Source organism: Candidatus Symbiopectobacterium sp. NZEC127, assembly GCF_025962675.1.
Classification (GTDB): domain Bacteria; phylum Pseudomonadota; class Gammaproteobacteria; order Enterobacterales; family Enterobacteriaceae; genus Symbiopectobacterium.
Window position 1 is genome coordinate 168,176 of sequence record NZ_JAGFPG010000005.1, and the last position, 20,220, is coordinate 188,395.

Annotated in this window: 17 protein-coding genes and 1 riboswitch; of the genes, 2 read left to right on the top strand and 15 right to left on the bottom strand. The window is 55.2% G+C overall.

The genetic code is table 11. The annotated features are described in order from the left end of the window. Positions 1-4: 4 nt before the first annotated feature. The 12 genes from uca to dppA all read right to left on the bottom strand — a co-directional run bounded on the left by uca (position 5) and on the right by dppA (position 13,944). Positions 5-3,604 carry an urea carboxylase gene (gene uca / locus J5069_RS18325; protein ID WP_264645217.1) on the bottom strand — a complete coding sequence of 1,200 codons (3,600 nt, stop codon included), beginning with the start codon at positions 3,602-3,604 and terminating at the stop codon, positions 5-7. A 111-nt stretch (positions 3,605-3,715) separates the two neighbouring features. After that, positions 3,716-3,859, bottom strand: a complete 144-nt coding sequence (locus J5069_RS18330; RefSeq protein ID WP_264645218.1) for a hypothetical protein — start codon at positions 3,857-3,859, stop codon at positions 3,716-3,718. Then, on the bottom strand, positions 3,850-4,485 hold the full coding sequence (locus J5069_RS18335; protein ID WP_264645219.1) for an urea amidolyase associated protein UAAP2: 636 nt from the start codon (positions 4,483-4,485) through the stop codon (positions 3,850-3,852). The genes J5069_RS18330 and J5069_RS18335 overlap by 10 nt, the downstream gene beginning before the upstream one ends. Next, positions 4,482-5,219, bottom strand: a complete 738-nt coding sequence (locus tag J5069_RS18340) for an urea amidolyase associated protein UAAP1 (protein ID WP_264645220.1) — start codon at positions 5,217-5,219, stop codon at positions 4,482-4,484. The genes J5069_RS18335 and J5069_RS18340 overlap by 4 nt, the downstream gene beginning before the upstream one ends. Further along, entirely contained in the window at positions 5,216-5,998 is a 783-nt protein-coding gene (locus J5069_RS18345) for an ABC transporter ATP-binding protein (RefSeq protein ID WP_264645221.1), read from the bottom strand. Before J5069_RS18345 ends, J5069_RS18340 begins: the two co-directional genes overlap by 4 nt. Further along, positions 5,995-6,813, bottom strand: coding sequence for an ABC transporter permease (locus tag J5069_RS18350; RefSeq protein WP_264645222.1), 819 nt, complete (start codon positions 6,811-6,813; stop codon positions 5,995-5,997). The genes J5069_RS18345 and J5069_RS18350 overlap by 4 nt, the downstream gene beginning before the upstream one ends. 27 nt (positions 6,814-6,840) lie before the next feature. Continuing rightward, positions 6,841-7,893 (bottom strand): putative urea ABC transporter substrate-binding protein, encoded by a 1,053-nt coding sequence (locus tag J5069_RS18355; RefSeq protein ID WP_264645223.1) that lies wholly within the window; start codon positions 7,891-7,893, stop codon positions 6,841-6,843. 60 nt (positions 7,894-7,953) lie between these two features. Then, positions 7,954-8,054, bottom strand: a riboswitch (guanidine-I (ykkC/yxkD leader). 190 nt (positions 8,055-8,244) lie between these two features. After that, positions 8,245-9,252, bottom strand: coding sequence for a dipeptide ABC transporter ATP-binding subunit DppF (dppF, locus tag J5069_RS18360; protein WP_264645224.1), 1,008 nt, complete (start codon positions 9,250-9,252; stop codon positions 8,245-8,247). Beyond that, positions 9,249-10,229, bottom strand: coding sequence for a dipeptide ABC transporter ATP-binding protein (gene dppD / locus J5069_RS18365; protein WP_264645225.1), 981 nt, complete (start codon positions 10,227-10,229; stop codon positions 9,249-9,251). Before dppD ends, dppF begins: the two co-directional genes overlap by 4 nt. Positions 10,230-10,242: 13 nt before the next feature. Beyond that, on the bottom strand, positions 10,243-11,145 hold the full coding sequence (dppC, locus tag J5069_RS18370) for a dipeptide ABC transporter permease DppC (RefSeq protein ID WP_264645226.1): 903 nt from the start codon (positions 11,143-11,145) through the stop codon (positions 10,243-10,245). A gap of 14 nt (positions 11,146-11,159) precedes the next feature. Next, positions 11,160-12,179: a dipeptide ABC transporter permease DppB gene (dppB, locus tag J5069_RS18375; RefSeq protein WP_264645227.1), complete on the bottom strand. Its 1,020-nt coding sequence runs from the start codon at positions 12,177-12,179 to the stop codon at positions 11,160-11,162. 157 nt (positions 12,180-12,336) lie between these two features. Further along, the gene (gene dppA, locus J5069_RS18380) at positions 12,337-13,944 is read right to left on the bottom strand and encodes a dipeptide ABC transporter periplasmic-binding protein DppA (protein WP_264645228.1); all 1,608 of its coding nucleotides are present in this window, start codon (positions 13,942-13,944) and stop codon (positions 12,337-12,339) included. Positions 13,945-14,967: 1,023 nt separating this feature from the next. Here dppA and J5069_RS18385 point away from each other — a divergent pair. Continuing rightward, positions 14,968-16,317, top strand: coding sequence for a 2-hydroxycarboxylate transporter family protein (locus J5069_RS18385; RefSeq protein ID WP_264645229.1), 1,350 nt, complete (start codon positions 14,968-14,970; stop codon positions 16,315-16,317). 69 nt (positions 16,318-16,386) lie between these two features. Next, the gene (locus J5069_RS18390) at positions 16,387-16,770 is read left to right on the top strand and encodes a VOC family protein (RefSeq protein ID WP_264645230.1); all 384 of its coding nucleotides are present in this window, start codon (positions 16,387-16,389) and stop codon (positions 16,768-16,770) included. Positions 16,771-16,911: 141 nt separating this feature from the next. Here the strand turns inward: J5069_RS18390 and J5069_RS18395 are convergent, their stop codons facing one another. From J5069_RS18395 to J5069_RS18405, 3 genes are all read right to left on the bottom strand, one after another. Continuing rightward, entirely contained in the window at positions 16,912-17,649 is a 738-nt protein-coding gene (locus J5069_RS18395; protein WP_264645231.1) for a metallophosphoesterase family protein, read from the bottom strand. A gap of 198 nt (positions 17,650-17,847) precedes the next feature. Continuing rightward, positions 17,848-18,570 (bottom strand): two-component system response regulator DcuR, encoded by a 723-nt coding sequence (gene dcuR / locus J5069_RS18400; RefSeq protein WP_264624405.1) that lies wholly within the window; start codon positions 18,568-18,570, stop codon positions 17,848-17,850. Positions 18,571-18,572: 2 nt separating this feature from the next. Next, positions 18,573-20,177, bottom strand: a complete 1,605-nt coding sequence (locus J5069_RS18405) for a sensor histidine kinase (RefSeq protein WP_413542256.1) — start codon at positions 20,175-20,177, stop codon at positions 18,573-18,575. Positions 20,178-20,220: the final 43 nt, after the last annotated feature.

Here is a 20,220-nt window from a genome sequence, read left to right on the forward strand (position 1 = left end):
ACGGTTACTCCTTCTCCATCACCATCAAACACTGCCCTGCCCGCACCGGTGAGCCCGGCTGGACATCCAGCACCCGCACTACGCCGTCACAGGGCGCTTTTACCGGAATCTCCATCTTCATCGATTCCAGCACCACCAGCACCTCACCTGCTGCGATGCGCTGCCCGGCCTCAACCAGTACCTGCCACAGATTCCCCGCTATCGGGCTTTCCACCGCGGTTTGCCCCGGCAGCAACGCTTGCCTTTCCGGCGCGTGCGCCACGGCATCGTCCGTTTCCGAGTGATCCAGCCCGGCCGCTATCCAACGTTCGCGTTCAGCGTTAAAGGCCGCGCGCTGCTGTAGACGAAAAGCCTCAATGCTGTCGTGTTCCCGCTCCAGAAAGGCCTGATAATCCGCCAGCACCAGTTCATGCTGCTCTATCCGCAGCGGGTAGCGCCCCAGCGGAAAATCCCGACGAATTTGCGCCAGCTCTTCAGACGAGACAGGATAAAAACGAATCTGATCGAAGAAACGTAGCAGCCAGGGTTTACCGTGGAAGGCCTCAATCTGGCGATAGCGGTTCCACATCTGCAAGGTGCGCCCAATCAGTTGGTAACCGCCCGGCCCTTCCATGCCGTAAACACAGAGATAGGCCCCGCCAATCCCCACCGAGTTCTCCGCCGTCCAGGTGCGCGCCGGGTTATATTTGGTGGTGACCAGCCGATGACGAGGATCGAGCGGCGTCGCCACCGGCGCGCCCAGATACACATCTCCCAGCCCCATTACCAGATAACTGGCCTTAAACACGGTGTCATACACCGCATCGATATCAGGCAGATCGTTGATGCGTCGGATAAATTCCAGATTGCTCGGGCACCAGGGCGCGTCTTTACGCACCGTGGTCATGTATTTCTGGATGGCGGTCTGGCAGGCGGGATCGTCCCAGGAGATCGGCAGATACACGATACGCGAAGGCACCCGTAAATCCTGCGTCGCCAGGACCTGCTGCCAGTCTTGTTGCACCTGCGTGAGCAGCGTGCTCAGTGAAACGCGCTCGGGCTGGTAGTGAATCTGAAGCGAACGAATGCCCGGCGTCAGGTCGATAACCCCGGCGATCTGCGCGGCCTGCAAACGCTGCATCAACACATGGCCGCGAAAGCGTAACCGCAGATCCAGCTCCGGCTCGCCAAACTCCAGCAACAGGTTGGTGTCGCCGCTCAGTCGCGCCACCAAACGCTGCGCGCCTTCTCCCTGATTGAGTACGATAGGAGAAGCCAACGGTTCGGGCTGCCACTCAATCGCCTCAGGCTGTAACTGCATCAGCGCTGTGGTTCGCGCCTGTGCCAGCGAACGCGCGGTGCTCACGGAGACCGGAACAAAGCGCACCTTGTCGCCCGCTTTAAGTTGGCCTATCTGCCACAAATCCGCCTCGATCACCGTCACCGGGCAGACAAAGCCCCCCAGACTCGGGCCATCCGGTCCCAGTATCACCGGCATATCGCCGGTAAAATCCACGGCACCAATGGCGTAGGGGTTATCGTGAATATTGGAGGGATGCAGCCCCGCTTCACCGCCGCTGTCGCGCGCCCAGCACGGTTTCGGACCAATCAGCCGCACGCCGGTGCGGCTGGAGTTGAAATGCACTTCCCAGTCGGTAGCGAAGAAGGTGTCGATATCTTGCGGCGTAAAATACTCCGGCGCGCCGTGCGGCCCATAGATCACCCGCAAGGTACGCACCGGCGCTAAGTCAGGCAACACATCCGGCGACAAACGGGCATCCGCGCTGCGGTCTTGAAGCGGCTCAAGGTGCAGCACATCGCCGCCACGCAGCGCACGTCCCCCGTGCCCACCGAACTGCCCCAGCGTGAAGGTGCTTTTGCTGCCCAGATAATCCGGCACCTGAATGCCGCCGCGCAGACAGAGATAACTGCGCGCGCCGGCGCCCGCGATGGAGCCCAGCGTCAAGGTTGCTCCGGCCGGAATAAACAACAGCGCATGCATCGGCTGCTCAACGCCATCGAGGGTAACCGGCAACGCAGCCCCCGTCACCACGGCGACCGCATCGCAATTGAAACGCAGCGCCGGACCGGTCATGGTCACCTCCAGCGCTGCCGCGTCTGTCGGATTGCCCAGCAACTGATTGCCAAGGCGCAGCGCGCGATCGTCCATCGGGCCGGAAGGCGGGATGCCTACCGCCCAGTAGCCCAAACGGCCGGGATAGTCCTGCACGCTGGTTTGCGTCCCGGCACTCAGCACCTCCACCGTGGTAGCCTGATAGGCCAACCCCTCCAGACAGCGCGTCCACGGGTTGCCCGACGCAAAGGGCACATCGGCCAGAATCTGGCGCAGGTAACCCCGGTTAGTTTCCACGCCGTACAGCGTCGTTTGCGCCAGTGCGCCATCAAGCGTTGCCCGCGCCGCGTCGCGCGTTTCGCCCCAGCCAATCACTTTCGCCAGCATCGGGTCAAAATAGGGCGGTATTTCACAGCCGCTCTCAATCCAGGTATCGATACGCAACGCGTTATCCGGCGTGGACGGAAAGGCCACCGCCGTCAGCAACCCCGGACAGGGCTGAAAATCACGACCGGGATCTTCGGCATAGAGGCGTGCCTGAATCGCATGCCCACGCGGTTGCAGCGTGCGCGCCAAGGTTGCCAGCGGCGGTAAATCGCCCGCCGCCAGTTGTACCATCCAGCGCACCAGATCGACGCCCCAGACCTGCTCTGTCACGCCGTGTTCCACTTGTAACCGTGTGTTTACCTCGAGGAAATAGAAACGCTGTGCGTCGTTGTCATACACAAACTCCACCGTTCCGGCGCTGCGATAATTGACCGCCTGCGCCAGACGAATGGCCGCCGCGCACAGTTCGGCCTCCATGCCTTCGGGGAGATTGGGGGCGGGCGTTTCCTCCAGCACTTTTTGATTACGCCGTTGAACCGAGCAATCGCGCACGCCCAACGCCAGCACGTCGCCGCATCCATCGCCGAACAACTGCACTTCCAGATGACGCGCGCGCGCAATGTATTTTTCGACAAACACCCCGGCATCGCCGAAGTTGTTCTGCCCAAGACGCCGCACGCTGTCGTAGGCATCGCGTAATTCCGCCTCGCCGTGACACACGCGCATGCCGATACCGCCACCGCCCGCGGTGCTTTTCAGCATCACCGGATAGCCCACCGCCTGTGCGGCAGACAGCGCCTCATCGATATCCGCCAGCAGCGCAGAACCTTCCAGCAGTGGCAGCCCGCGCTCCTTCGCCAATGCCCGTGCCGTATGCTTCAGGCCGAACAGACGCAGTTGTTCGGGCGTCGGCCCGATAAACGCGAACCCTTCCCGCTCACAGGCTTGGGCAAACGCGGCATTTTCCGACAGAAAACCGTAGCCGGGATGAATAGCCTCGGCACCGCTTTGACGCGCGGCACGCAGTATTTTATCGACTGCCAGATAGGTGTGCGTCGCCGGACCCTCACCCAATAACACGGCAATATCGGCATGCTGCACATGCAGGCTGGCACTGTCCGCGTCGGCGTACACCGCCACATTGCCCACCGCAAGTTCGCGCAGCGTGCGTTGAATACGACAGGCGATCGCTCCACGGTTGGCGATTAAGACCTTGTTAAACATGTGAGATACTCTCGGCAATGGCGGGCCGTCCCGCCATGAAACGTGGCACCATGGTCGTCCATGGCGGGCATAAATCAGTTACGCCTTGTTGAAGGTATGCAATGCGCTGATTTATGCGATAAAAAAACGTTTGTATTGCTGTTCACTTGTCGATGTATCTACCGGCAAGCGTGCCGCGTAGTGGCATGCCCGTGCCGTCACCAATCGGGCCACACCGTCTAACATCACCATGACACTGCGCCGTATCACGCCCATACCAGCACCTCGACCGGCGTAGGATCCCAGCCGTTACAGGGGTTGTTTAACTGAGGGCAGTTGGATATCAGCACCACCACATCGGTTTCCGCACGCAGTTCCACATATTTACCCGGTGCGGAAATGCCGTCCTCAAACGTCAATCCCCCCGCCGGTGTCACGGGCACATTCATAAAAAAGTTGATGTTGGCAGCGATATCACGCTTGGAGAGGCGGCCATCGTGCCCGCAGGCGCACAAAAAGTTGTCGCGGCAACTGTGCATATAGCGCGTCTCCACGCCATAGCGCACCGTATTGCTCTCCTGCGCGCAGGCCCCGCCCAGCGTGTCATGACGTCCACAGGTATCGGCAACAATCGTCAGCAGTGGGTTGCCCAGATTGGAGTAAAGTACGCTGCCGGTGGTGAGATAAAGGTTATTCTGGCGACGCAGCGTGCGCTGCGCGTCGTAGCGTTCACGCAGATTGGCGGCGGCATAGAACAGCGTATCGACTGCCTGATTGCCTTGCAGATCCAACAGGCGCAAGGTTTGCCCCTGTTTAACATCACACACATAGGGTTCGCCCGCAGGGAGGGTATGACGCCACAGCGCCTGCTCCGGGTGTTTCTGGCTGGCGGTCATGTTCATCGTGCGGCTCCCTGAAGAAATAAACGATCGGTGTTATGAAACGCGCGCGTATTCTCCGCGCACGCCTGACGGCACGCCTGCGCGATGGCATCGTCACCGATGTGATACCAACTCAATTCAACCGGCTTAGGCGCATAGTACGGATGGGGATCGAGTGGATGTTGCAGCGCGGTAAGCACCACCAGCGTATCCATCGGGGCATAGAGTTCGAGGTAATCCCCCGCTCGGCTATTGTGCGGCTGGAAAGCAAACGCGCCGTTGGCATCCACCGTCACTTTGCTGAACAGGTTGAGCACCATCAGCAGGTCTTCCAGCCCGAGATTCCATTTGCCCATTTCCACCAGCAGGTTATCTGCGCCATTGCGGTAAAACCCATTACGCTGCTCCTGATAGCGACCCTGACCGTATTTTTCGTTGACCTCAGCGGCGTTCAGCACGCCGCCCAGGCCATCGTGCCAGCCACAGGTGTCTTCGGTGATCGCCGCCAGCACCCGTCCCATATCGGAATAGAGACAGTGACCCGCCGTCAGCTTGGCGGTGTGCTGCCCCTTAAAGGTATCGGGCAAGTTCAGCCGTTCGCTATGCGCGGTGGCGTTGAACAGCAGCAAGCTGACATTCGCGTCGCCTTGCAAATCGGTGATGCGCAGTTGCTGACCGCGCGGCAGAACAAAAGAGGTATGCCCGCCGCCAGGCACCGTTTCCTGGTATAACGCGGCAGTGGTTATCGACGTCATGCTATGTCCTTATCAGGGAAAAGCGCGGGCGCAACCGTCGCAGAGACGGGCGTCAGTCGCTCAGAATTCAGGGGAATGTCGTAGGTAATGCGTGCGCCGTAGGCGTTAGGGGCTTGCGGGTCGTTCCGCACCTTGTCAAATACCAACAGGCGAGTGCCGAGGCTGAAACCCTCAGAGAGATCGTGCGTCACCATAAACACCGTCAGCCCGGTTTCACGCCACAACTCCAGCAGCAGCGCGTGCATATCCTTGCGGATACCGGGATCCAGCGCGCCAAAGGGTTCATCCAGCAGCAGGATACGCGGCTGCATGATAAACGCCTGCGCAATCGCCAGCCGCTGTTGCATGCCGCCGGAGAGCTGCCCCGGATAGCGATCCAGCGCATGGCCCAGCCCGACGCGGTGCAGCATCTGCGCGGCGGCCTCACGCGCCTCACGTTTGCGGCGACCAAAGAAACGGCCAAGGAAGCGCGCATCGCGCAGCTCAAGACCGATGGCAACGTTATCCAGCACACACAGGTGCGGAAACACCGAGTAGCGCTGGAACACCACGCCGCGCGTGATGTCCGGCTCTTGCGCCAACAGCTTTCCTTCCAACAACAGACTGCCACGACTCGGTGCCTCCTGCCCCAGCAGTAAGCGTAAAAAGGTGGATTTGCCGCAGCCGGAAGCGCCCACCAGCGTGCAAAACTCACCCTGCGTAATGGTCAGGTTGAGCCGTTCCAACACCACGTGGTCGCCGTAGGTTTGCCACAGATTAACGATTTGGATATAGCTCATGCGCGCCCCCCTTCCACCGACCACGGGAAGCAGCGTCGATTCAGGTAGCGCAGGGCATAGTCCATCAACCATGCCAGCAGCGTAATCCACACCACATAGGGCAGAATCACATCCATCGCCATATAGCGCCGCACCAGAAAAATACGGTAGCCCAGACCTGCCGTGGCAGAGATAGCCTCAGCCGAAATCAGGAACAGCCAGGCAGAGCCGATCATCAACCGCAGCGACACCAACAGACGCGACAGCAATTGCGGCAGCACCACGCGCAGCAACAGCGTCCAGCTGTTTGCCCCCAGCGTTTGTGCCTTGATCAGTAATTCGACCGGGATCTCGCGCGCACGCTGCTCCAGATCGCGCGCCAGAATCGGCGTAATGCCAATCACGATCAGCATCACCTTCGACAGCTCATCCAAACCAAACACAATGAACAGGATGGGCAGGATAGCCAGCGGCGGCACCATCGACAGCACGGTCATTAGCGGTGAGAACGTGGCGTTGAACAGCGGAAAAATACCGGTTGCCATCCCGACACAGAGCCCCAGCAACGCGGCAATGCCCAGCCCAAGAGCGAGCCGCGTCAGGCTGGCTGCGGTATCGCTCCACAGCAGATAGTCACCGCTGCGTTTGTCCGCCGTAAAGGCAACGCGTTCTATTGCCTCGACCATTTGGTAGCCACTGGGCAACAGCTTGTCGCCGGGGTTTTCCGCCAAACGCAGCGCCGACCCCATGAAATAGGCGGCCAGCAGCAGAATAAACGGCAGCAACATCAAGACAATCCGACCGCCGCGCTGCGGGTGACGATTAATCAAACGCATCCGGTATCTCCCCTGGCGTACATCGCGTTATGGCAGCAAAGCCTGTTGAACATAAGCATCGTCAAAACGCAGTTTGATGTTGCTCGGGTTGCCGACCACCACGCCACCGGGAAACGCGATACCGACCGCATCCGCGCTGCGTGCGCCTTCGCCCAGCAAGCCTTTATCAAAGGAGAACTGCGCGACGCGCTGCATGGTTTTCGGCAAGTCACTGCTGGTGAAGAAGGTCAGCATCTGCTGCGGGGTGTGAAACAGGTGCGTGGTTGCCAGTTGCTTTTGATAGCCCGGCAGGTCGGTGCCTGACGCCTGCGCCATGGCCGTGAGCGCGGCGGTGTCACCCGCTTTCATCAGCCCCATGATTTCAAACCAGGCACCGGTCAAGGCGTTGCCCAGCGCCGGGTTATCTTTCAGCGTCTGGGTGTTAACCACCATCAGATCGATAATTTCACCGGGGATTTCTCGGGAACTGAACACTTCGGTGGTATCGGGAACGGCGTTGATGGCCGAGAGTTGCGGGTTCCAGGCGACAGCCGCCTTCACGCCAGAGGTGGAAAACGCGGCAACGATATCCGCATCAGAGGTATTGACGATGCGCACGTCCTTCTCTGCCAGCCCGGCATGTTCCAGACCGCGAATCAACAGATAGTGAGAAACCGACAGTTCCGGCAGGTTAATGCTCATGCCTTTAAGGTCGGCCAGGGTTTTCCCTTTGCCTTTCACCACCACGCCGTCATTGCCTTCGGAGAAACTGCCCGGCAGCAGTACCGTGGTATCCACGCCACCGGCCGCCGGGATGGTGAGCGCATCCATGTTGGTCATGGTGCAGCCATCAAACTGGCCAGCGGTATATTGGTTGATGGATTCGACATAGTCGTTAAGCTGCGTCACCTTGATCTCGATGCCGTACTTTTTGGCCCACTTGTCGATGATGCCACTGGTGCTGGTATAGCCCCACGGCATCCAGCCCGCATAGAGGGTCCAGCACACGTTGAAACTTTTGCGGGATTCCGCGTGGGTGAGAAAACTCGAGAGTGCGAGCACGCACGCGACAACGAGTCCAAGCGGACGGGTCATTTTCATGGGGAAGGTCTCCAGTCTGGTTTCGGGGTGCAGGAGCAGCAGAATGCCTATTGGCTTGCTGTCTCCCGGGCTTTTATCCCGCCGTGTAACCCCGACCTGGAGGTCGCCAGCTCTCGGACCAGCATCCACCGCAGTGGACCGGAACCCTAGCCAGCCATTTAGCGCACACAGCCTGTCAGTTCTGTGCTGCCCTACGCAGTCACAAAAGCAATCGCCATGCCAAAATTAACTCATTGAAATAAAAGGATATGAAAGAAAAGGAGGAAGGTGATGGCGCGCCGTAGCGGTGCAACGTGGTTTCAGGTGCACCGACATGGGGAGTCTCTTCCCGTCGGCGCACCCGTTTTTTACTTAAACAGAACCGGCTTCATCTCTGTCGACGGCAAAACAGGCAATCAGTTGGTCGCCGTAGGGTTTTAACGTGGGCTGGAACTGGACGCAGGTATCAAAACGATGCTGGCAGCGCGCGTTAAACGCACAGCCCGGCGGCGGATTGAGCGGGCTGGGCAGTTCCCCAATCAGCTTGATACGTTCGCGGCGCAACGCCGGGTTGAGGCGCGGCGTCGCTGACAACAGCGCCTGGGTATAAGGGTGGCGCGGGTTGTTGAAAATCGCCTCCTTGCTGCCCTTCTCGACGCAGCGGCCCAGATACATCACCATCACTTCGTCGGCAATATGCTCAACCACTGACAGATCATGGGAAATGAACACGTAAGACAAACCCAGCTCTTGTTGCAGATCCATCATCAGGTTTAGCACCTGTGCACGCACCGACACGTCCAGCGCCGACACTGGTTCATCGGCAATCACCACATCCGGGTCTAACATCAGGCCACGCGCAATGGCGATACGCTGACGCTGGCCGCCGGAGAACATGTGCGGATAGCGGTCGTAATGCTCGGTTTTCAGGCCGACTTTCGCCATCATCGACAGTGCTTTTTCGCGACGTTCTGCCTTTGACAGCTCAGTGTTGATCAGCAGCGGCTCTTCCAGGATCTGCCCTACCTTCTTGCGCGGGTTGAGCGATCCGTAAGGATTCTGGAACACGATCTGGATCTTCTGACGACGCAACTTTTGCGCGGCCGGATCCGGCTTCAGCAGATCTTGCCCCTGATAGTAAAGCTCGCCCTCGGACGGGGTTTCGATCATGGTCAGCAAGCGGCCAAGGGTCGATTTACCGCAACCCGATTCCCCCACCACCGCCAGCGTTTTGCCACGCTCCAACGTGAAGGAGACGCCATCCAGCGCTTTCACCGCACGCTCGGGGGCAAAGAACCCCTTTTTAACCGGGTAGTGTTTCTTTAAATCAATCGCCTGCAACAGGTAATGCTGCCCGGCGGCATTCATGCTCTGGCTCATGCGACGGGCCTCCCCTCATCATCGAGCGGTGTATGACATTTCACCTGACGGCCCGGAATGTCACGCAATTCGGGCTCTGCTTCACGGCAACGCGCACTGGCGTAAGGGCAGCGCGGGTTAAGCAAGCAGCCCAACGGTCGGTCATATTTGCCCGGCACTACGCCCGGCAGCGAGGCAAGGCGTGCTTTATCGACCGCAAATTCAGGCAACGCACGCAGCAACGCCTGGGTATACGGGTGGCGCGGCGCATGGAAAATATCCGCCGCTTTGCCGGATTCCACCACCTGACCGGCATACATCACGATAATGTGGTGTGCCGCTTCCGCCACCAGCGCCAGATCGTGGGTAATCAGGATCAGCGCCATGTTTTCCCGCTGCTGCAATTCCAGCAGCAGTTCGATGATCTGCGCCTGAATGGTCACGTCCAGTGCCGTGGTCGGCTCATCGGCAATCAGCAGTTTGGGCCGACAGGCAATCGCCATCGCGATCATCACGCGTTGGCTCATCCCACCTGACAGTTGGTGCGGATAGACATCCAGCCGCGAAGCCGGATCGGGAATGCCCACCTGCGTCAGCAGATCGATAGCACGCTGATAGCGCGTTTTGCGATTACCGCCCTGATGCACCTTGATGGCTTCCATAATCTGGTAGCCCACGGTGTAGCAGGGGTTAAGGCTGGTCATCGGGTCCTGAAAAATCATCGCTACTTCGGAGCCGACCAACTGACGCCGCTCTTTTTCCGAAATGCTTTTCAGATCGCGCTGGTTGAACTCCAGCCTGTCGGCCATCACTTTGCCAGGGAAATCAATCAACCCCATGATAGCCAGCGAACTGACCGATTTACCGGAGCCGGATTCGCCGACAATGCCGACCACCTGCCCTTGTTCTACTTGGTAACTGATGCGGTCAACGGCGCGGAACGGGTTATTCCCTTCGCCAAAATGCACCGACAGCTTTTCTACATTGAGTAATGCCATCTCTTCCCCCGGATCACTGCTTGAGTTTGGGGTCGAGAGCGTCACGCAAGCCGTCCCCCATCAAGTTAAACGCCAACACCGCGAGCAGGATCGAAAGGCCGGGGAAGGTCACAACCCACCAGGCACTTTGCGCAAACTGCAACACGTCGGCCAGCATGGTGCCCCACTCCGGCGTTGGCGGCTGTGCGCCCATACCGAGGAAACCCAATGCGGCCATGTCGAGGATGGCGTTGGAGAAGCCCAACGACGCCTGCACGATGAGCGGTGCCAGACAGTTGGGGAAGATATTGATGAACATTTGACGCATCGCGCCAGCCCCCGCCACGCGGGAAGCAGTAACATAATCGCGGTTGACCTCGACCAGCACCGCCGCGCGCGTCAGGCGCACATAGTGCGGCAGCGCCACGAAGGTCAGCGCCAGCGAGGCATTGACGATGGACGGCCCGAACACCGCCACCAGCACCAACGCCAGCAACAGGCTGGGCAGTGCCAGCATGATGTCCACCACGCGCATGATGAGGGTGTCGACCATGCCGCCAAAGTAGCCCGCCATCAGCCCGAGCACCACGCCCATAATCAGCGACAGCACCACCACCAGACAGCCGACCAGCAGCGACAGGCGTGCACCGTACATCAGGCGCGAAAGAATATCGCGGCCCACATCGTCAGTACCCAGAATAAACTGCCAGCTACCGCCTTCCTGCCACACTGGCGGACGCAGCAGCGCATCGCGGAACTGCTCGGCGGGCGCATGCGGTGCCAGCACGTTGGCACCGATGGCAATAATAAACATCAGCGTGACGTACACCAGGCCCACGACGGCACCTTTGTTACGTTTAAAGTAATGCCAGAATTCCTGTAACGGGGTCATCGGCACGGGCGCATTGTTAACAGCCGGTTCAGTGACTTGAGTCATCTTCGCCTCTCCCCTTATTTCTTGTGTCGAATGCGCGGATTCACCACGCCATACAACAGATCGACCAGCAGGTTGACCAGAATGATCATGGTCGCCACCAGCAGCACGCCCCCTTGCACCACCGGATAGTCGCGGCGTTGCAGGGCATCAATCAACCAGCGCCCCAGCCCCGGCCAGGAGAAGATGGTTTCGGTCAGAATGGCCCCTGCCAGCATCGTTCCCACCTGAAGGCCAATCACGGTAACCACCGGCAACATGGCGTTGCGCAGCGCATGCACCACGATGACACGCAGGCGACTTAGCCCTTTGGCGCGCGCGGTACGGATATAATCCTCACCCAGCACTTCCAGCATGGCGGAGCGAGTCATCCGCACGATCACCGCCAGCGGGATGGTGCCGAGCACAATCGCAGGCAGAATCATGTGCATCACGGCATCGACAAACTCGCCCGATTCACCAAACACCAGAGTATCGATCAGCATAAAGCCGGTCAGCGGTAGGCTGTCGTCGAGAAACACCGTATCGCTGATACGGCCCGAGACGGGCGTCAGATTGAGGTTGACCGACACCAGCATGATCAACATCATGCCCCACCAGAAAATCGGCATGGAGTAACCCGCCAGGGCCACGCTGACTGAGGTGTGATCGAAAATGGAACCGCGTTTAACCGCCGCCAGCACGCCAACCGGAATACCAACAGCCACGGCAAAAATCATCGCACAGACACCCAACTCCAGGGTGGCCTTGAAGCGCGGCACAAACTCATCCCACACCGGGATGCGGCTCTTGAGGGAAATACCCAGATCGCCGTGCAGCACACCTTGGATATAGGTGACATATTGCTGCCATAGCGGCTTATCAAGCCCCAGCTCAGCCAGCAGCTGCGCATGGCGCTCGGGAGAAAGGCCGCGTTCGCCTGCCATAATCATCACCGGGTCTCCGGGGATCATGTGCACAAAGGCAAACGTCAGTAGGGTAATACCAATAAACGTTGGGATAACCAGCCCCAAACGCCGGAGTATGAACTGAAACATATCCCGAACTCTCTGTATATAAGTGCCTGACGGCTCATAGGCTGACAGGCTTATCAATGCTCACAGCTCGATTTTTACGGGCACCAAAGCCCCGCCCCAAACGCACCAACGGTACGTTCAGGGCAGGGCCAGGGTGCCCATGAAATGGCAGGCTGAATTAATCCAGGGTCACGTTATTGAAGCTGTGTACGCCACGCGGCTCGATCACATAACCCTTCACGTTCTTACGGATAGGCTCATAGACCGTGGAGTGAGCAACAATCAGCGCAGGTGCCTGATCGTGCATCACAACCTGTGACTGTTTGTACAGATCAATACGTTTCTGGTGATCGGACGTTTCGCGCGCAGGCTGAATCAAGTCTTCAAACGGCTTGTAGCACCATTTGGAGTAGTTAGAGCCTTTTTCTGCTGCGTCACAGCTGAACAGGGTCGCGAAGAAGTTATCCGGATCCCCATTATCGCCGGTCCATCCCATCAGCACTGTCTGATGTTCACCCGCTTTGGCGCGTTTCAGGTACTCGCCCCATTCGTAGGTGACAATCTTGGCTTTCACGCCGACTTTGGCCCAGTCAGACTGGATCATTTCCGCCATACGGCGTGCGTTCGGGTTATACGGACGTTGAACCGGCATCGCCCACAGATCCACGGTGAAACCTTCGGCCATGCCCGCTTCTTTCAGCAACGCCTTGGCTTTTTCCGGATCGTAGGAGTAATCCTTCACGTCGTCATTAAAGCCCCACATGGTCGGCGGAATCAGGTTCTTGGCCGCCTGGCCCGCGCCCTGATACACCGCATCAATGATGGCATCTTTGTTTACCGCGTAGGTCAGTGCCTGACGCACTTTGACGTTATCCAACGGTTTTTTCTGCACGTTGAAAGAGAGGTAACCCACGTTCAAGCCGGGTTTTTCCAGCAGCGTGATATTTTTATCTTCTTTCATGCGGGACAGATCGGCCGGGTTCGGATACGGCATGATCTGGCACTCATCTTTTTGCAGCTTGGCATAACGCACGGACGCATCCGGCGTGATGGAGAACACCAGGCGATCGATGCCCGGTTTCTTGCCCCAGAAGCCATCAAACGCTTTGTAGAGAATACGGGAGTCTTTCTGGTACTGCTGCAGCTGGAACGGACCGGTACCGATCGGGTTCAGGTCGATCTTCTCTGGGGTGCCTGCTTTGAGCATGTTGGCACCGTACTCTGCGGACATAATCGACGCAAAGTCCATCGCCAGGTCGGCCAGGAACGGCGCTTCCGGACGGGTCAGCACGAAACGAACGGTGTAATCGTCCACTTTTTCGATTTTGCTGATCAGCTCCGGCATGCCCATGCCTTGATAGTATTCGTAGCTGCCACCAGACACTTTATGATACGGGTGGTTAGCATCTTGCTGACGCAGGAAGGAGAACAGCACGTCATCCGCATTGAATTCACGCGTCGGCTTGAAGTCTTTACCGTCTTGCCACTTCACGCCTTTGCGCAGATGGAAGGTATAGGTTTTGCCATCTTCGCTGATGTCCCATTTTTCCGCCAGGCCCGCTTCAATTTCGGTCGTGCCGCTTTTGAATTCAACCAGACGGTTATAGATAGGAATCGAACTGGCATCAAAGGTGGTGCCAGACGTAAACAGTTGCGGGTTAAAACCTTCAGGAGAACCTTCGGAGCAATAGACCAGGGTTTTTGCCTGGAGACCGGCTGCCACAGACATGGCCAGCAAGCCGAGCCCGATTTTGAGCACCCTTGATTTTGCCAAGGATTTTTCCATTACGTGTACTCCATTGTGGATGTTGTGTGTTGATGAAAGTCAGACCAGGATATTTTTACTCGCCGCCGACAAGAGGCCGTTCTCATCAGCATCGACGCAGCGCGTCATGTGGTGGCTGTGGTCTGTACTTTTTTGGATACAAAATTCACTTAATAAGGAGGGAGACGAGGCAGTATATGAGAGTGGCCTGCGGATAGGTTTGCGAACCCGGCATTAGCCTGACAATCCGTTGTCCCCCCTTCCAACCCCGTCAATGTGGCAACAGATCACCCTAACGTCAATATAATGGGTGTGGATTTACAAAATCGCCACATCTTCAACAATAGCATACAATCTGCAAAATTATAAAAAACCTCAAACAAAATTACAAAATACAATCACAATGCAAGATAAAAATCTTTAAATTTTTGTTAAAGCAGAAATTATCACCATAAAAAAAACATGAAACATCTTATGTCGAATGATGAATCAATGAGCAACAACGCTTGTTAAAAACGTTAATGTCAGGTAAAAATTCCGAAATAACATAAGGATTAGTGATAACCATCACAGACATCATTAGCCTGGCGCTAACTAGTTACGCTACATGAAAAAACTTCTCACGACAGATCCTGGGCAATAGTGAGCAAAAGTGCGTCACAAGATGAACCAATAACCTTACAAATAGTGGTTTTTTAAATTTAAAATCACCTTGTTTAATTATATTAATAATAGATTAATTAAATAATGCCTTTTGTAGTTAACGCGAAATAGCATTGAGAATGAAAAAATAAATTTAATTACATTAATTTGAGATAACTTATTTAAAAAAGAGTTGCCGTCAACCTCACAATTACTTCATTTAATCATGGATGTTTTATTATATTTAACATTTAATCATGCCAGGTTACTCAGAGATAATATATTCACTGACTCAACCAACCTATTTTAAGCATCACCTTACTCTTTGATAGTAAAACACTTAGCTTTCTAACAATAAAAACAACCCGTAAATATATAACCCGTTTACGCGGAGTAAACATAATGAAAAGAACTGAAACCGATGTCCTCTACGAGAGCACGCTCACTGCCGACTCAACGTCGCAACTGTCGTTTTTCACCCAGTTTTTAAAAACCAAAATTGGTGCAGTACCCGTTGCATTATTTATTGCTATCGCGGCCGTTGTTTTTGCTGCCGCGTATGAAGGCTATCTGCCGAGAAATATGATCGGTGGCTTTGCCGTTATTATGACGCTGGGCTTTTTGCTGGCGCATATTGGCCATACTATTCCGGTATTTAAAGATGTCGGCGGCCCGGCAATCCTGTGTTTGATGGTACCTTCAATCCTGGTCTATTTTCACCTGTTTAACGACAACACCATGAAGACCGTGCACCTGCTGATGAAGGAAGCGAACTTTCTCTACTTCGTCATCGCGTGTCTGGTGGTCGGCAGTATTTTAGGCATGAACCGCAAGATCCTGATTCAGGGAATGGTGCGTATGTTTGTGCCGTTGGTCATCGGCACTGCCACCGCGGTGGTAACGGGTCTGCTGGTGGGTAAACTGTGCGGCTACAGCCTGTATCACACCTTCTTTTTTATCATTGTGCCGATTATTGGCGGCGGTATCGGTGAAGGCATTTTACCGTTGTCATTGGCTTATTCCGCACTCCTGGGTCAGGCACCGGATGTCTATGTGGCACAATTGGCCCCTGCGGCGGTGGTGGGCAATATCTTCGCCATTTTCTGCGCGGGTATTCTGTCTCGCCTCGGTATGCGCCGTAAGGATCTTAACGGCGAGGGGCGTTTGGTGCGCAGCGACGAAGAGCAAAACCTGTTTACGGTCAACGACACGCCGAAACCGGTGGATTTCCATCTGATGGGTGGCGGCCTGCTGATGATTTGCGCCTTCTTTATCGTCGGCGGCCTGTTTGAGAAGCTGGTACACATTCCAGGACCGGTGCTGATGATCCTGATTGCCGTGTTCTGTAAATACAGCCGCGTTATTCCCGCTAGCATGGAAACCGGCGCGCACAGCGTGTATAAATTCGTCTCCAGCTCACTGGTCTGGCCGTTGATGATTGGCTTGGGGATGCTCTATATTCCGCTGGAAAGCGTGGTCGCGGTGTTCTCCGTTGGCTACGTTATCGTCTGTGGCTCCGTCGTGCTCTCTATGGCGCTGGTCAGCTTTCTGATTGCGCCACGTCTGAATATGTATCCGATTGAAGCCTCCATCGTCACCACCTGCCACAGCGGCCTGGGCGGCACCGGAGACGTCGCGATTCTTTCAGCATCCAACCGTATGTCACTGATGCCCTTTGCACAAATCGCAACGCGTATCGGCGGGGCCTCTACCGTGATCGGCGCAACGCTGCTGATGGGCTGGCTGCTGTAAGCTCAAGCTGCTGACAAAAACTGTCACTGTGCCAGACTAACATGGCGGTCTACCACCAAGGAGACCGCCATGCTATCTGCCGATATTACAATTCTTTATGTCAGTAACGTAATGAAAAGCGCCGACTTCTACGCCGGGCTGTTTGACATCAACCCCGTGGAAAAAGGCCCCACCTTCGCACTGTTTGTGTTTGGAAATGGCTTCAAACTCGGCCTTTGGTCGTGCTACACCGTAGAGCCCGGCGTCAACCAGATTGCCAGCATACCTTCGGGTGAGATTGTGTTTACGGTGCAGGATAAACCAGAGGTGGATGCGCTTTATCAAACCTGGGGAACGCAGCATCAGGTTACCGTGATCCAAAAACCTGCCCAGCTCGACTTTGGGTATTCCTTTGCCGTTCTCGATCCTGACGGACATCGCCTCAGAGTCTGTTTTCTGGAGGAAGAGGCGTAATCGTTGAATTCGAAGTGACATAAAACAAGGCCGCGACATGATGGGGGATGCCTCAAGCTGTCGCGGCCTCTTTATAGCGTGCTATAACCTGAAGTCAGGCACGGTGACTTTCTGCGACAGGTAAACCCACGTTAACCATCATTAAATAAAATGCGTTTCTATAAATATGCTTTTATCTAAAGCGATGATGCTGAAACCAGAGTTATTCACAATACTGACAGCTGATGTGCCATTTTCCCATTGTGAGCAGAGCGCAGGCGATACCGACACCAGAATGTTGTCTATCTTACGCTGAAACAAGGTATGAGCATGTCCCGTACCGATAAATTTTACCGGGCTATCATGACAGATAGTAAGCAAATCATCGCTGTTCATTAGCTTACAAATGTCAACCAGCGGTGTACCAACAGGTACCAGATGATGATGTAAGAAAATCGCAATATTCTCACATGTCGTGTCTGTTAAATCCTCACGCAGCTTATACAATGTATCTTTATTTATGAACCCGTAGTCTTCTCTGGGTACCACACTGTTTAAGCCAAACAACGCCCATGACGCGTTAGATAGCTGCTCTACCGCCACTGTATGCTTTGCAATTTTTATTGCAGTATCTAGATTGCCTAGATCATCGTGGTTTCCGGGCAGAACAGCATAAGGAATGCTCAGGCTATCCATATTTTCAAAAAACACGTCATAGCTTATTGCACTACCATCATGAGAAATATCTCCCGTGACAATAACACTATCAACATTCAATAGTTTTCTATTCTTATTAAAATGATTGATAAAATTTATAAAACGTTCGTGATGCATTTTTGCTTGCACATCACCACTTTTATCTGAAAAAAGGTGTGTGTCCGTCAAGTGTAAAATTCGCATTGATTCTTCCTTATTGTATTTCTTAGGCTATACCTGACGTGCAGTCGCCACAATAAGTCAGAATTATGGAACCCAATCAACTTTAGCAAGCATTAATTAAACGTAGCATCATCGGTGATTATTTATTGCAAATACGTCTTTATGATAAAAATATCGCGCTATCGTCTATAACGATAGCGCGAGGAGAGAAACCGCGTACTACTCGCAATACTGACGCAGCGCGTCTTGTTTCTCGGGCAGCAAGCGGTAGAGATAGACAGGGCGGCCAGTCGATCCGTAGAGGATATTGGTGGCGAGAATATTGGTATCAGCGAGATATATCAGATACTTACGGCAAGATACGCGAGAGATACCAATTGCGTTCGCCAGCATTTCCGTGGAAAATTCAGCCCCTTGGTTGCCTTCGATCCATTCGCAGACGGTGCGTAGCGTCAGGCTGGTCAGCCCTTTTGGCAGCTTTTTACGCTCGCCAGCCACGCCGCCACTGGTGCGACGAATCAGGCTATCAATATCCGACTGAGCCACAAACTCACGGTGTTTCAGTAGGTTTGCTTCTTCCCGGTAGGCGGTCAGCGCCTGTTCAAAGCGCGAGAACTGGAACGGTTTGATCAGGTAATCAACCACGCCGTAATGCAGTGCTTTCTTAATGGTATACACATCACTGGCGGAGGAGATGATAATCACGTCCGTTTGTTCGCTGAACTCACGAATGGTCGGCAGCAGATCCAATCCGTTATCCTGCTGCATGTAGATATCAAGCAGCACCAGATCGATCTCGGAATCGGGCTGCATCAGTAAATTTCGCGCCTGCTGTAAGGTTGGCACCGTTGCATAACAGTTGAACCCGGGCACCTGGCTCAGATAGGAACGGTTAAGTTCTGCAACCATGGCATCGTCATCAACAATCAGTACATTTATCATGGTTAAACAGCCTTGGCTTGATAAGGGATATTCACGAAAAACTGGGTATACACCTCAGGTTCCGACTCAAAATCGATACTGCCGCCCACTTTTTCCAGGCTCTGCTTGGTCAGGTAAAGCCCGATTCCGCGCCCGGATCCCTTGGTGGAGAATCCTTGTTCATAAATACGGTGCTGATTTTCCAGCGTAATACCGGGGCCATCATCGCCCACGATGCAGTGCAAGCGCCCATCCTGATGATGGAAACTCACGCTGATTTCTCCATTCTCCATGTTACTCATTGCATCCATGGCATTCTCAATCAGGTTCCCCAAAACGGTGATCAACTCGTTGGTGGCATCCATATCGTCAGTCTCGGGCAACAGACTCTCTTCGGTTATCGATAGCTGTATGCCGAGATCGCGCGCCCGATTGATTTTACCCAGCAAGAACCCGGCAATCACTGGCGATTTCACCTTGCGAATAATCGAGCCGATTTCCGCCTGATAGTTGTTCGCCGTTTTTAAAATATAGTCTTCCAACTGCGAGTAGTATTTCAAATGCAGCATGCCCAAAATCACATGCAGCTTGTTCATAAACTCGTGAGATTGTGCCCGTAGCGCATCGGCGTAATAGGACATCCCCGTCAAACGCTGCAACAATTGGCCAATTTCAGTCTTGTCGCGGAAGGTGGCAATAGCGCCAATCACGTTACCTTTCACCGTCACTGGCACGGTGTTGGTCAGCAGCAAGTTGCCGTTGATATTGATCTCTTCATCACGCTGAGCGATACCACTTTCCAGCACTTGCCTCAGGCGAAGGTGCTCCATCCACTGCTCGCTGATGGTTTCTGCCGAAGCATTGGCCGCCATATTGCCTTGTCGGAACAGCCTGCGCGCTTCATCGTTAATCACCGTAATGCGGCCGCTGTCATCCACGGCAATCACCCCTTCCTTGATCTGTTTCAGCATCGCGTTGCGCTGCTCAAACAGATTGGAAATTTCATAGGGTTCAAACCCCAGCATGATGCGCTTGTGGATTTTCACCAGCACCAGCGTGCCGAGCCCGCCCACCAGCGCCCCGGCCAGCAGCGCCCAGGGGATCATCCAGCGGTTTTCACTGATCACTTTCTGCACACTGGTCAGGGCAATCCCTAACGCCACAACGCCGACCTGCTTGCCGTCATTGTTAAAGACCGGGGTAAACACCCGCAGCGCCGGGTCCAGCGTGCCACGGTTGATCGAGGTGTTTTCCAGCCCAAACAACGCAGGGTAGATGTCGCGCCCGGCAAAATGTTCGCCGATGCGCTCCCGTTCCGGGTGGGTGTGACGCACCGTGTCCATATCGGTCACGGTGACAAACAGCAGTTGATTGCGGTGCGTGATGGTCTCGGCGGCGCGCTGCACCGCTTCGGGATTACCTAATCCTTGCAGCTCATCAATCACCACCGGGGAAGCCGCAAAGGTGCGCGCAATGGCAAACGCCTTGTCGCGCAGGCTGTCTTCGGAGAGTTGGTTGATGCGGAAAAACAGCAGAGCGTAGACCACCAGCAACACTGCGCCTAGCACGACAGAGACCATCAGAAAAACGGATGTTCCCAGCTTCATCGGTGCTTTTGTCCTGCTCATGTCTTGCTCCGGAATCACCTTGGATATCCTTATCTTAACCTGT

Bases quoted from the DNA above. Each gene is read 5' to 3' on its own strand.
- uca (WP_264645217.1), bottom strand. From the start codon at position 3,604: ATGTTTAACAAGGTCTTAATCGCCAACCGTGGAGCGATCGCCTGTCGT.
- J5069_RS18330 (WP_264645218.1), bottom strand. From the start codon at position 3,859: ATGGGCGTGATACGGCGCAGTGTCATGGTGATGTTAGACGGTGTGGCC.
- J5069_RS18335 (WP_264645219.1), bottom strand. From the start codon at position 4,485: ATGAACATGACCGCCAGCCAGAAACACCCGGAGCAGGCGCTGTGGCGT.
- J5069_RS18340 (WP_264645220.1), bottom strand. From the start codon at position 5,219: ATGACGTCGATAACCACTGCCGCGTTATACCAGGAAACGGTGCCTGGC.
- J5069_RS18345 (WP_264645221.1), bottom strand. From the start codon at position 5,998: ATGAGCTATATCCAAATCGTTAATCTGTGGCAAACCTACGGCGACCAC.
- J5069_RS18350 (WP_264645222.1), bottom strand. From the start codon at position 6,813: ATGCGTTTGATTAATCGTCACCCGCAGCGCGGCGGTCGGATTGTCTTG.
- J5069_RS18355 (WP_264645223.1), bottom strand. From the start codon at position 7,893: ATGAAAATGACCCGTCCGCTTGGACTCGTTGTCGCGTGCGTGCTCGCA.
- dppF (WP_264645224.1), bottom strand. From the start codon at position 9,252: ATGAGCCAGAGCATGAATGCCGCCGGGCAGCATTACCTGTTGCAGGCG.
- dppD (WP_264645225.1), bottom strand. From the start codon at position 10,229: ATGGCATTACTCAATGTAGAAAAGCTGTCGGTGCATTTTGGCGAAGGG.
- dppC (WP_264645226.1), bottom strand. From the start codon at position 11,145: ATGACTCAAGTCACTGAACCGGCTGTTAACAATGCGCCCGTGCCGATG.
- dppB (WP_264645227.1), bottom strand. From the start codon at position 12,179: ATGTTTCAGTTCATACTCCGGCGTTTGGGGCTGGTTATCCCAACGTTT.
- dppA (WP_264645228.1), bottom strand. From the start codon at position 13,944: ATGGAAAAATCCTTGGCAAAATCAAGGGTGCTCAAAATCGGGCTCGGC.
- J5069_RS18385 (WP_264645229.1), top strand. From the start codon at position 14,968: ATGAAAAGAACTGAAACCGATGTCCTCTACGAGAGCACGCTCACTGCC.
- J5069_RS18390 (WP_264645230.1), top strand. From the start codon at position 16,387: ATGCTATCTGCCGATATTACAATTCTTTATGTCAGTAACGTAATGAAA.
- J5069_RS18395 (WP_264645231.1), bottom strand. From the start codon at position 17,649: ATGCGAATTTTACACTTGACGGACACACACCTTTTTTCAGATAAAAGT.
- dcuR (WP_264624405.1), bottom strand. From the start codon at position 18,570: ATGATAAATGTACTGATTGTTGATGACGATGCCATGGTTGCAGAACTT.
- J5069_RS18405 (WP_413542256.1), bottom strand. From the start codon at position 20,177: ATGAGCAGGACAAAAGCACCGATGAAGCTGGGAACATCCGTTTTTCTG.